Below are 11,303 nucleotides of genomic sequence, written 5' to 3' on the forward strand. Positions count from 1 at the left end.
AAACTACAGCGGACGAATGTTCTCGGCCTGCGGGCCCTTCTGGCCCTGCGTGACGTCGAACTCGACCTTCTGGCCCTCGAGCAGCTCACGGAAGCCGTTGGCGTTGATGTTCGAGTAGTGGGCGAACACGTCAGGACCGCCGCCCTCCTGCTCGATGAAGCCGAAGCCCTTTTCCGCGTTGAACCACTTCACAGTGCCATTAGCCATAAAGAAATCTCCTTCAAGGGGCCGTCCGGAACCCGCACAGTGCGGACTCCGAGTCGCCGGGATGAGCACCCACCCGGGAAAAGAGCCGGGAAACAAAAGGTGCGCCTGCGACACATCAGCAGGCGCACACAAAGTCCATGGGACCACAACTGCAACTCGAAAGAGACTAGCAGGCTCCGCAGCGCGATGAAAGCGGCCACAGCCGTCCGCGACCCTGACGCGCCCACCCGCCGCGGTGCACCGTCCATGACCTGCGCCACCTCGCCGTCACCATCGTCCACCTCGCAGGCCGACCCGCGAGGTGCGCGCAGACCGGTGGCCGGTGGACCATCAGGTCCGTTAAGGAAACGTGGCGTGAACCCTCGCTGTGTGAAGGCCCGGGATGCGGTCGGCCGAGGGCCGCGCTATCGGCCAAGTTGTGCGGCGAAGCAGGGGGAGTGGAGGCCGCAGGGACTCCGGAGCCTGAAGGCATGCCATGCGGTGGTCAGCGCCGGCGGCCCTCGGTGCTCGAACCGGGAGCCCGAACTTCGACCCGTACTTGCGAGCTGGGGAGCCACTGGGACACGGCGATCGCGGTACGCAGCGCAGGCTCTGCGCGGTTCGGGACGGGACCGCTCTGCCTGTTCAGCCCCCGAGACGAAGCCCCGGGAACCGGCCGCAGCCAGGCAGGCCCAGTGAAGACTTCGGGCCGGCGTGGCCGTAGGGCGTCAGGTCCCGGCCCGCTCGCTCTGGTGCAACCGGGTGCGAACGGCCGTGCACCGCTCCCGCACCTCGGCGCTCAACACCTTGACGGGGTGGTCGTCGGTGAACGGGAGGTCGTTGAGGCTCCCCGCGCCGCCGTATGCGTTCAGGACGATATCCAGTCCTTGAGCGTCCCCCGCCGCGATCTTCGATCGTCCACGCTCCATCCTGCGGGCCCAGCCCGGGTAGCCGCTTTCGTTGAGTGTTCGCGCGAAGGCGTCGAGTGCGGTTGTCAGTTCCCCTGGGACGTCGATCATGGGGCAAGTATGTACCCCTGCGCGGTGGTGGAGAGATAGCGGTCGACCACAACCCGACGCCATGCCGCACCGCCGATCCCGGCGCCCGAGGCCTCGGCGACGCCGACCGTGGCGCGCTCGACGACGGCCTGGTCCACCTCACCCGGTCCGCCGACCCGGGCGTCCAGGAGCTCCAGCGAGCCGGCCGCCCGGTCGGCCGGACCGAGGAGTACGACGTTCAGCGCGGCATCTGGACCGCCCTGATCGACAGCAGCATCGTCTCCGACGCCGCCGGCGGCGAACCCCTGCGCTGCCCCGGCGCCGACGCGGCCCTCGCCCTGTTGCGCCTGGCGCTGGGGGAGCACCTGGCCCGCTGGTAGACCGGGCCGGCCCCGGGGCGGCCGCGCGCACCGCACCGCGCGGCCCGTGCCTGCACCGCGCGCCGTCACGCCTGTCACGACCAAATACGCGCTAGGCGGCGGGGGTGGGGTAGTCGTCGTAGAAGCCGCGGCCGGTCTTCAGCCCAAGGTGGCCTGCGTCGACGTAGCTGCGGAGCAGCTTGCGCGGGCCCTCGGGCAGGTGCGGGTTCTCGGCGGCGTAGTGGTTCTCGATGTCGAGCACCACGTCGAGGCCGACCTGGTCCATCATCCGGAACGGGCCGGCCTTCAGGCCCATGTTGATCTGCCACATCCGGTCGACGTCCTGGGGGGTGGAGACGCCCTCGGCGACCACGGCCAGGGCCTCGCGCTTGATGGCGGCCCAGACGCGGTTGAAGATGAAGCCCGTGCTCTCCTTGTGGGCCTCGAACGGGAAGACCCCGTACTTCGGCAGTTCCTGCTTGAGGAAGGACAGCACGTCCGGGTCGGTCCGGCCGTCAGACATCAGGTCGACGGCGTTCTGCTGGGGCGGCATGTAGAAGTGCATGTTGACGACGCGTTCGACGTGGGTGACGCCGTCGATGAACCGGCTGGTCGGGTAGGACGAGGAGTTGCTGGCCAGGATCGCGTCGGAGGCGGCCTGCCGGTCGAGGTCGGCGAAGACCCGCTTCTTCAGGTCGAGGTGCTCGGGCACGGCCTCCACGACCAGCCAGGCGTCCGCCACGGCGTCGGCCTGGTCGTCGTGGGCCACGGCGGTGCCCGGCCGGCCGGCCCCGACGGTGGCGGCGACCTCGCCGACGTGCTCGGCGACGTAGGCGACGGCCTGTTCGGCGACGGCACGGTTGGGGTCGAAGATCCGGACCTCTCCGCCGCGGGTGGCGAACATCAGGGCGATGCGGCGGCCGAGGGTGCCCGCGCCGATCACGGTGACGGGGCGGGACTCGATGCGGTTGGGGAGGACGAAGGCCATGGCTCTGTGCTTCTTTCCGGAAACGGTGGGGGGCGGGGGCATGCGGCCGCGGTTACGGCAGGCACAGTCCGGTCAGCGGGGTGCCGAGGGCGGCCACCTCGCGCGGGGCGCGGCCCGCGGCGGGGCCGTCCGGGAGCGGGACCTCGCGGATGTGCCCGCCGAGGTCGGCTACGTAGGCGAGGCCGGCGGCGGTGTCGACGGCAAGGCCGATCGCCTCGGCGAAGCCGGACGCCAGGATCTGCGGTCGTTGCCCGGACCCGTCGGGGCCGGGCAGCGGGGCCCGGTTGAGGGTGTTGCCGTCGGGGGCTGCGCCGCGGTCGGTCCAGTACAGGGTGTCGCCGTCGAGGTGCAGATCGATCGGCTCGGGCAGGTGGTCCCAGAGCACCTCGATGTCGGTGCGGTGCTCGGCGCTCTGTCCGGCCGGGATATCCAGGCCGGCCCGCAGGATGCGGCCCCGGCCGCCCTTCGCGGGCCCCTTCTGGGTCCAGTACAGGTGGCCGCGGACGGAGTCGACGGCGATGCCGACGCACTCGCCCATGATCCCTTCGGCGGCGGGCGTCACCACGAGGTCGATCAGGCCGCTGCCGTCGGTGCGCACCCGGCTGATCCGGTGGCCCTCGCGGTCGCACCAGTACAGGGCGCCCGCGCCGTCGGAGGTGAGCTGCTTGCCGGTGGTCATCGCCCCGGCCTGGACCAGGTCGCGCCGCGGGCCGCCCGGGCTCCAGGCGTGGACGCCGCCGTTGCGGGGGGAGAAGTCGTAGCCGCCCTCGCCCGGGGTGCCGGGGTCGACGTCGGGCGCGCCCATCGTGGTCCAGTACAGGGCGCCGTCCGCCGCGACAACGCCGTCCGGGGAGTTGCCGGCGTCCTCGACCAGGGTGCGCACCCGGCCGTCGGCGGTGTCCACCTCCAGCACCCGGCCCGGGACGAGCTGCAGCGCCAGCAGGCGCTTCGAGGCCGCTCCGGCCGCGGTCACTTCCGGCCTCCATCGGTGGCGCCGGTCGGGGGCTCGGGCCAGTCCAGCGGGGCGAGGGCTGCCCTGGTGCGCCGGTCGCGGAGTTCGGCGAGGCGCCGGTAGGCCTGCTCACCGGTGCCGTAGGCCGCTTCGACCGCGTCGAGGACCTCGCCCATGCCGGCCGGGTCGGGGCTGCCGATCTCGAAGGTCAGCTGGGACCCGACGTGCTCCACCAGGCGCCGCATGCCGGCCGGTCCGCCGCCGAGGGTGCCGCTCTCGAACGGCCCGATGGTGGCCCAGCGCAGTCCGAGGGAGGCGCGTACCAGGTCGTCGAGGTCCGACACGTCGATGACGCCCTGCTGCACCAGGTAGATGGCCTGGTCGTTGAAGACCTTCTGCAGACGGTTGCCGACGAAGCCCGGGATCTCCTTCTTCAGCCGGATCGGCAGCTTGCCGAGCCCGCGGTACACCTCCACGGCCCGGTCCACCGTCGCGGCGGAGGTCTCCGGCCCGGGCACCACCTCCACCAGCGGCATCAGCTCGGGCGGGTTGAACGGGTGGCCGATCACGATCCGGTCCGCCGCCGGGTTGCCCTTCACGATCACGGAGGGCAGCAGCGAGGACGAGGACGAGGCCAGCACCACGCCTTCGGCCGTGTGCGCGGCCAGCGTGCCGAACATCTGCTCCTTGACGTCGGTGCGCTCGGGCCCCGCCTCCTGGACGAAGTCGGCGCCGGCCGCCGCGGCGGCCAGGTCGCCGGTCGCCGTCACCTCGAAGCCCGCCAGGTCGCGGGCCACCACCTCGGCCAGGTCGGGCCGCGGGTCGCTGATCCGGACCTCCCAGCCCGCCTCGCCGAACAGCCGTGCCCACGAGACGCCGATGACACCGGCCCCGACGATCGTCACGACCGCCATGAAGATCACCCCAGAGGAATCAGAAGGACAGGAGAGCCCGGCCCCGGTCCGTCCCCGGAAGGCATTCCAAGGGACGGGCCGCCCGATGGGGCGGCAAGCCGACAGGACCGAACAGGGTCGGACTGCGGCGGTGTCCCACGGGCCGTGCACGATCCACTCCACACCCGCCCGGCTAGGTCTGTCCAATATATGATTGCGGCATGAACGATAGGGCTGACGATATTGCACTGTCCCGGCGGCTGATGGAGCAGTTCCTCACCGTGGCCCGGGAAGGGCACTTCGGACGGGCCGCCGAGCTCCTCGGCATGAGCCAGCCACCGCTCAGCCAGTCGATCCAGCGCCTGGAGCGGATGCTCGGCGTCCGCCTGCTGGACCGCGGCCCCGGCGGGGCCCGGCCGACCGCCGCCGGGCGGGTGTTCGCCGCCGACGCGCAGCGGCTGCTCGACCTGCAGGGCGCCGCGGTCGCCCGCGCCCGCCGGGTCGCCGACGGCGTCGAGGGCGACCTCCTGGTCGGCTACGTCAGCCTGCTCAGCCACCTCTACCTCCCGGCGGTGCTGCGCGCCGCCGCCGAGGAGCTCCCGGGGCTGCGCATCCACCTGCGGCACGGCTCCTCGGCGGCGGTGGCCGACCAGGTGCGGACGGGTGCGCTCGACCTCGGCTTCCTGCGCGACCCGGCCCGGCTCTCCGCCGACCTGGTCAGCGCCGTCGTGGCCACCGAGCGGATCGAGGCTGCCGTCCCCCGCGGCCACCGCCTCGCCGACACCGGCGGGATCTCACTGGACCGGCTCCGCGACGAGGACTTCGCACTGCCCGACCCCACCGCCCTGCCGGTGCTGGCCGAGCAGGTCCACCTGGCCTGCCACCGGGCCGGCTTCACCCCCCGGGGCACCGTCCTGGCCGACGACCTCAGCGGCCTGCTCAGCCACGTCGCCGCCGGGCGGTGCGTCAGCCTGCTGCCCGCGGGGGCCCGGCAGCTCACCGACGAGGTGGCGCTCCTTCCCTTGCTGGGCGACACCGGCGATCTGCGGACCACCGTCCGGGCCGTGCACCGCACCGACGCCGACGCGACCGTGAGCCGCCTGCTCCAGGTGATCGCGGGCCTGCGCCCCGGGCACGCCCAGGGCCCGGTGTAGTGACCACGGAGGTCGGTGACAGGGTTCACGGGTTGGTGGTCTTGAAATGAGTGAGGGCCTTCTGGCCAGGTGTGGATTGCGACATCTACCCCGGCGCCAGATAGGCCCTCATGCCACACCGTGACGCACCGCTGACCGAACCGCGGAGCCCGGCACCCCGACCCCGTGATCGGCCGCGCTCGGGCGTCCTGCTGCGCTCCGTCCGGCCGCCGGCCTGTTCGCCCGGCCGGTGCAGCTCCTGGTCGCTGGTACGTTCCGGCCGTTGCCGACTGCGGTTCTGCTGGCGTCCGCGCTCCTGCTCCCGGATGGGTGCGCCTCGTCCTCGCCGCTCGGCTGCTGGTCGCCCTGCTTGTTCTGATCGCTGGCCGGCGTACCGGTGTCGTGCTACCGCCGGCTGGCCGGTGTGGTCCGCGACGGGCTCCTGCTCGACGGATGTCTGCGATCAGGACGCGGACCCTGTCCGGGGCGCGGGCGGCGCGGGCCCCGGGCGGTCCGGCGTGGCCCGGCGGGGGTGATCCGCTCGCGGCGCCGGCTTGCGGGAAGGCACAGGGGGTCCGTCCGTTCTCCGGCCGTGCCGGCTCCGTGTCCAGGCCCGCCCCGCGTCCGCCACGCTACTGGCCGGACGGCCGTGCCGTCCGGCGCCACGAGGGGTGTCGGGCGGGCCGGTTCAGCGCAGTACCTCCAGCTCCGGCCAGTGGTCGCCGGGCCGGTCGAGGAAGCCGGTGGGCCGCCCTGTCAGGTACCGCGCGAAGAAGGCGGCGACGGCGGTGCGCTGGGCGGCCAGGGAGCGCCGGGGGTCGACGGTGCCGATGAGTCCGGCCGCGTCGGGGACCGGGAGGCGGCGGACGAGCTGGGGCAGGAGGACCTGGAGGTCGGTGTACGAGCCGTGGGCGGCGTTTCGCAGCCGCAGAGCGTGCCGCGGGCCGGTGGACGCCGCCCAGCAGGAGTCCCAGCTCGGTTCGGTGCGCAGGGTCTTCGTACCGGAGGCCATCAGCAGGAAGGGCTTGGCGAGGCCGCTGTCCGCGACGGGTCCGAGAAGGGCGCCGTCGAGGTCGGCCGCCGCGCGGACACGGGGCTCGTCGTGGGCGAGCTGGGCGGCGACGGAGCCGCCGAGGGACTGCCCGAGCACGCCGGTCCTGGCCGGGTCGGCAGCTTTGGCGAGCCCGTCCGGGAGCGGGTCGGTGCCGGTGTCGGGGCGGTCCCCGCGGGCGAGTCGGTCGAGTGCGCCGAGGACGAAGCGGGCGTCGGCGAGGCGGGCCCGGGAGTGCCCGGCGAGGAGGGCGGCGATGACCTCCGGGGTGAGGTCGTCGGGGAGCGGGAGGGCGCGTTCGACCCGGCCGCCGGGGAACTCGACCTGTTCGGCCTCGTACGTGGAGTCGAGGGCGACGACGAGGTGGCCGCGGCTCGCCAGCTCCTCGACCAGGGTGGTGCCGAGGGCGCGCGAGCCGCCGTCGCCGGAGGAGAACAGCACCACGGGCAGCCGGCCGGCACGGCGGGCGACGGGCGCGCCGGTGCGGGCATGGGTCCTGATCCCCCGCCAGTCGGCGGCGTCGGCGGGGACACCGAGGGCCGGTGCGGAGTGCGCGTCCCAGTCGGCCGCCGCGGCCGGGGGCAGCCAGGGAGCTGTCGGGTGCCCGGCGCCGGGTTCCGCCGGGTACCAGAGGCCGGCCATGAGCTCCCGGTAGGGCTTGGCGGGGAGGAGGGGGTCGGGGCGGCTGTCGTCGACCAGGTGCAGCGCGACGGTGCCCACGGGCCAGGGCCCGGTGGGCGCGGGCAGGCGCAGCGGGACGGGGGTGCCGGGGGCGTGCGCGGGGCCGTGTCCCCCGGCCGGGGCGGCGGGGCGGCTTCCCGGGGCGGGGGCGGCGGCCACGGTGGCGAGCACGGCGGCGCCGAGCGTGCCGAGCAGGGCGCGGCGGGTCGGGGGCATGGGCGGGCTCCTCGGGCGGTGCGGATGCGGGTCGCCACCAGGGTTTCGCCGCCGGGGGGTGCGGGGCGCCCTGCCGGGGGACGATCCCGCCGGTGGGCGCGGGTCGCCCCAGGACGCGACCGCTCCTGCGCGCGGAGGAGACCCCGGTGGCCCGGGGTCTCCCCCGGTCTCCGCCGGTGGGCGGACGCCTTCGCGGACCCGGGGGCCCTACCGTGGGGCTCCGGCGAGGACGCCGGACGACGCGGACGCGAGGACGGACACGATGACCGGGACCGGCGCGGTACGGACGGGCCCGCCGGGCTCCCTCGCCCGGCTGCCGGGGCGGGTGCCGCCCCTGGTGGCGGACGCCGCGCTCGCGGCGGCCCTGTTCCTGGTGACGCTCGGGCCGGGGCGGGTGGCGGACGGTACGGGCTTCGCGCTGCAGACCGCTCTGGTGCTGCCGTTGGTGTGGCGGCGGCGGGCGCCCCGGTCCGCGTTCGGCGTGATCGCCGCCGCGGCGCTCGTGCAGTGGCTGCTGGGTGTTCAGCTGCCGGCCGACGCGGCGTTGCTGGTCGCCCTCGGGACGGTGACCGCGCGGACGCCGCACCGGTCGGCCTGGGCCGCGGGTCTGGTGGCGGTGGCCGGGGCGGCGCTGGCGGCGGCGCGCTGGGCGCCCGAGGGCCGGTTCCTCGCCTCGGCCGCCGCGATGACGGCGGCGGTCGCCGCGAGCGCGCTGCTCGGGGCGAACGCCCGGATCCGGCGGGCCTCGCGGGCGGAGCGGCTGGCTCGGCTGGAACGGGACCGCGACGAGCGGGAGCGTCGGGCGGTGGAGGAGGAACGCGCCCGGATCACGCGGGAGTTGCACGACAGCGTGACGCACGGCCTGTCGGTGGTGGTGGCGCTGGCGGACGCGCTCGGGCACGCGCGGCCGGCCGACTCCTCCGCCGTAACGGCCCGGATCGCGGAGACCGGGCGGCAGGCGCTGACCGACATGCGGCGGGCGCTGGGCCTGCTCCAGGACGCCGGTACCGACGCGGGGCCCAGGGACGACCGGCGGTCGCCACCGGGGATCGCGCAGCTCGGAGCGCTGTGCGAGCGGATGGAGGCGGCGGGCCTCGTGACCCGGCTGCGGGTGGACGGCGAGGCCGCCGGGGTGCCGGCCGCGGCGCAGCTGACAGTGCACCGGCTCGTCCAGGAGTCGCTGACCAACACGCTGCGCCACGCGCCGGAGGGGGCGCGCGCCGAGGTGCGGGTGTGCTGCGCGCCGGGGACGGTCACGGTCGAGGTGACCGACGACGGGCGGGCCGGAGGGACCGGGCGGCCGGGATCCGCCGGGTTCGGGCGGGGTCTCACGGGGATGCGGGAACGCGCCGCGGCCTTCGGCGGGGTGCTGGAGGCGGGCCCGCGGCCGGGCGGCGGCTGGCGGGTCTTCGTACGGTTTGATCCCGGGGGCGCGCCGTGAGCGTGCGGGTGCTGCTGGTGGACGACGAGGAACTGCTGCGGCTGGCGTTCGGAATGATCCTGCGCGCCGAGCCGGACATGGAGCCGGTCGGGGAGGCCGCCGACGGGGCGGCGGCGGTGGAGCTGGCGCGGCGGCTGCGGCCGGACGTGGTGCTGATGGACGTGCGGATGCCGGGCACCGACGGCATCGAGGCGACCCGGCTGCTGCTGCGCGAGGTGCCCGGGACGCGGGTGCTGGTGCTCACGACCTTCGACCTGGACGCCTACGCCTTCGAGGCGCTGCGGGCCGGGGCGTCCGGCTTCCTGCTGAAGAACAGCCGGCCGGAGGAGCTGCTGGGGGCGATCCGCGACGTGGCCCGGGGGGACGCCGTGGTCTCCCCCCGGGTGACCCGGCGGCTGCTGGACCGCTTCGCGCACCGGCTCCCCGCCGCCGGGGACGACGGCGGCGGCGACGCGGAGCGGCTGCGCGTGCTGACCGCGCGCGAGCGGGAGGTCCTGCTGGGGGTCGCCCGCGGCCTGACCAACACGGAACTCGCCGCCGCCCTCGGTCTCGCGGAGCCCACGGTGAAGAAGCATCTCGGCCGGGTCATGGCCAAGCTGGGTCTGCGGGACCGGGTGCAGGCGGTGATCTTCGCGTACGAGTGCGGGCTGGTCGGGCCGGGGTAGGCGCGGGCGGCCGGCCGGCGGGGGCCGTCGGGCGGGGGTCGGCGGCTCAGGCGGTGGCGACCGTGGCGCACTCGGTGACGGCGGAGCCGTTGTACGTGACGCCGTTGATGGTCCTGCTGCCGCCGCCCTCGCTTGCGAGGTAGAACCAGTGGCTGCCGACGCCCGGGAAGGTGTGCACCCCATGGTGTCGAGGTCGACCTGGAGCGGCACACCTGGCTCCCGCCCGTAGGGACAAGGACCCTCTGCGCCATGTGTTCCCCCGCTCCGTTCCCCGTCCCCGCCGGGACCGCCCGGCCGGGCCGTCCTGCCTCCGGCCCCGTGTTCGGGGCCGGCCGCTCCCCGCGTCCGCGCGGCGGCGTCCCTGACCCGGCGGGGGAGGCCGGACAGCTCCAGGACCGCGGTCGCCACCGACACGCCGACCTCCAGGTCGGTGGTGACGGCATCGATGTCGTCGTCGTCCTGCGCTACCTCAACCGCTTCAGCGTGGAGCGCACCGCGCTGGCGATGGGCATCGACGAGCGGACGGCGCGCTCCCTGACCTCCCAGGCCAAGGCCAGGCCCAGGGCCCGCCTCACCCCGCGTCGCCTGCTGTACCCCGGCCCCGCCACGTCCGACCAGGAGTGATCTCGATGACCTACGACATCGACCGCCTGCTGAAGAACGCCGGCCCCGCTCCCGGCGCCCGCCCCCGCTACGACCCGGAGGCCGGCCGCCGCTACGTCCCCCGGGCGCGTGCCCGCGCCCGCCGCCGCCCCGGTCCTGGACGCGGGCCCGGGGGACCTGCTGGGGGCCGACGCCGACCGGGACCTGAAGGCCCTGAAGGCCCTGACCAGGCTCGTGATCAACGAGCCGGGCGCCGACGAGTTGGTGAGCGCGCTGGTGACGCGCTGGGAGCCGCGCGGCGGCCTGGTCTTCGGCTGCCTCCTCGACCTCGCGGGCCTGCGGTTCGAGGCCCAGTGGTGGTGGCAGTTCGCCGCCGGCGACGGCGACCTGACGGTCGACTACTGCCTCTACCTGCACCACATCCGCGCCGGCGAACTCCGGGAGGCGGAGCACTGGTTCCACCAGGCCGCCCGCCTCGACGAGGGCGCCACCCCCTGCGGCCCTCCCTGCCCAACATGCCCGGCTGGCCCCGCCTGGGCTCCCGCCTGGCCCCACCGATGCGCGACACCACCAGCCTGCCCAGCCCCGACCACGCGCTGCGCGCGGCCATCGACGGCCTGCCCGGCGGCACCGACGAGATGTGCGGGCGGTAGCTCCGCACCCCCGAGGCCGCCGACCGCTGGACCTGGATCCTCATCGTCGCCTACACCCAGCTCAGGCTCGCCCGGCCACTCGCCGTGAACCTCCGCCGGCCCTGGGAGAAGCCCACTGCCTCCGACCGCCTCACCCCGGCCCGAGTCCGCCGGGGATTCAGGAACATCCGCCCCCACATCGCCCTGCCCGACCCGTGTTCCCAAACCCCGAGGCACGGGCCCCGGACGGCCACCCGGCGCCAAGAACAATCACCGCGCACCCCTCTACGACGTCGGCAAGACCGTCAAACGCCCGAGACCCGCAAAGCCATCGGCAAGCCCGGACGATCTTGGTAGGTAAAGAACAAGCTGAGCTTGTGATTTATCCATCGGGCTCGAACAGGCCGACTCGGTGATCACTCGTCCGGGTGATCACGGGACACGGGAGCGGCCTTCGCGTGATCCTGAACTCGACCAAGAGGCACAGGACTTGACGCGAAGGCCG

At 74.6% G+C, this 11,303-nt stretch carries 13 protein-coding genes and 1 pseudogene; 7 read left to right on the plus strand and 7 right to left on the minus strand.

Annotation, left to right across the window (positions count from 1 at the left end; all coding sequences use genetic code 11):
* Nucleotides 1-3 precede the first annotated feature (3 nt).
* A complete protein-coding gene (locus tag PUR56_RS12825; RefSeq protein ID WP_030918248.1) occupies nucleotides 4-207 on the minus strand; it encodes a cold-shock protein in 204 nt (67 codons plus the stop codon).
* Nucleotides 208-914: 707 nt separating this feature from the next.
* Nucleotides 915-1,205 (minus strand): DUF6966 domain-containing protein, encoded by a 291-nt coding sequence (locus PUR56_RS12830; RefSeq protein WP_329948986.1) that lies wholly within the window; start codon nucleotides 1,203-1,205, stop codon nucleotides 915-917.
* Between PUR56_RS12830 and PUR56_RS12835 the strand changes: the two genes are divergently transcribed.
* On the plus strand, nucleotides 1,178-1,564 hold the full coding sequence (locus tag PUR56_RS12835) for a hypothetical protein (protein WP_329948987.1): 387 nt from the start codon (nucleotides 1,178-1,180) through the stop codon (nucleotides 1,562-1,564). The genes PUR56_RS12830 and PUR56_RS12835 overlap by 28 nt on opposite strands.
* A 91-nt stretch (nucleotides 1,565-1,655) precedes the next feature.
* Here the strand turns inward: PUR56_RS12835 and PUR56_RS12840 are convergent, their stop codons facing one another.
* The 3 genes from PUR56_RS12840 to PUR56_RS12850 are packed head-to-tail and all read right to left on the minus strand — an operon-like array spanning nucleotide 1,656 to nucleotide 4,397.
* Entirely contained in the window at nucleotides 1,656-2,531 is an 876-nt protein-coding gene (locus PUR56_RS12840; RefSeq protein ID WP_329948988.1) for a 3-hydroxyacyl-CoA dehydrogenase family protein, read from the minus strand.
* A 52-nt stretch (nucleotides 2,532-2,583) separates the two neighbouring features.
* Nucleotides 2,584-3,504 carry a hypothetical protein gene (locus tag PUR56_RS12845; RefSeq protein WP_329948989.1) on the minus strand — a complete coding sequence of 307 codons (921 nt, stop codon included), beginning with the start codon at nucleotides 3,502-3,504 and terminating at the stop codon, nucleotides 2,584-2,586.
* Nucleotides 3,501-4,397 carry a 3-hydroxyacyl-CoA dehydrogenase NAD-binding domain-containing protein gene (locus PUR56_RS12850; protein ID WP_329948990.1) on the minus strand — a complete coding sequence of 299 codons (897 nt, stop codon included), beginning with the start codon at nucleotides 4,395-4,397 and terminating at the stop codon, nucleotides 3,501-3,503. The genes PUR56_RS12845 and PUR56_RS12850 overlap by 4 nt, the downstream gene beginning before the upstream one ends.
* A gap of 200 nt (nucleotides 4,398-4,597) precedes the next feature.
* Between PUR56_RS12850 and PUR56_RS12855 the strand changes: the two genes are divergently transcribed.
* Nucleotides 4,598-5,530 (plus strand): LysR family transcriptional regulator, encoded by a 933-nt coding sequence (locus tag PUR56_RS12855; RefSeq protein ID WP_329948991.1) that lies wholly within the window; start codon nucleotides 4,598-4,600, stop codon nucleotides 5,528-5,530.
* Between the two features lie 667 nt (nucleotides 5,531-6,197).
* Here PUR56_RS12855 and PUR56_RS12860 read toward each other — a convergent pair.
* On the minus strand, nucleotides 6,198-7,457 hold the full coding sequence (locus PUR56_RS12860; protein ID WP_329948992.1) for an alpha/beta hydrolase family protein: 1,260 nt from the start codon (nucleotides 7,455-7,457) through the stop codon (nucleotides 6,198-6,200).
* A gap of 262 nt (nucleotides 7,458-7,719) precedes the next feature.
* Between PUR56_RS12860 and PUR56_RS12865 the strand changes: the two genes are divergently transcribed.
* Nucleotides 7,720-8,898 (plus strand): sensor histidine kinase, encoded by a 1,179-nt coding sequence (locus PUR56_RS12865; protein WP_329948993.1) that lies wholly within the window; start codon nucleotides 7,720-7,722, stop codon nucleotides 8,896-8,898.
* A complete protein-coding gene (locus PUR56_RS12870) occupies nucleotides 8,895-9,563 on the plus strand; it encodes a response regulator transcription factor (RefSeq protein ID WP_329948994.1) in 669 nt (222 codons plus the stop codon). The genes PUR56_RS12865 and PUR56_RS12870 overlap by 4 nt, the downstream gene beginning before the upstream one ends.
* Before the next feature lie 46 nt (nucleotides 9,564-9,609).
* Here the strand turns inward: PUR56_RS12870 and PUR56_RS12875 are convergent, their stop codons facing one another.
* On the minus strand, nucleotides 9,610-9,741 hold the full coding sequence (locus tag PUR56_RS12875; RefSeq protein WP_329948995.1) for a hypothetical protein: 132 nt from the start codon (nucleotides 9,739-9,741) through the stop codon (nucleotides 9,610-9,612).
* A gap of 71 nt (nucleotides 9,742-9,812) precedes the next feature.
* Here PUR56_RS12875 and PUR56_RS12880 point away from each other — a divergent pair, with 71 nt between their 5' ends.
* From PUR56_RS12880 to PUR56_RS12890, 3 genes and pseudogenes are all read left to right on the plus strand, one after another.
* Nucleotides 9,813-10,187, plus strand: a complete 375-nt coding sequence (locus PUR56_RS12880) for a hypothetical protein (protein ID WP_329948996.1) — start codon at nucleotides 9,813-9,815, stop codon at nucleotides 10,185-10,187.
* A gap of 494 nt (nucleotides 10,188-10,681) precedes the next feature.
* Nucleotides 10,682-10,819 carry a hypothetical protein gene (locus PUR56_RS12885; protein ID WP_329948997.1) on the plus strand — a complete coding sequence of 46 codons (138 nt, stop codon included), beginning with the start codon at nucleotides 10,682-10,684 and terminating at the stop codon, nucleotides 10,817-10,819.
* Nucleotides 10,820-11,159, plus strand: a pseudogene (locus tag PUR56_RS12890) (NF041680 family putative transposase); the annotation flags it as partial.
* Nucleotides 11,160-11,303 lie beyond the last annotated feature (144 nt).

The organism is Streptomyces sp. BE303 (assembly GCF_036290945.1).
Taxonomy (GTDB): domain Bacteria; phylum Actinomycetota; class Actinomycetes; order Streptomycetales; family Streptomycetaceae; genus Kitasatospora.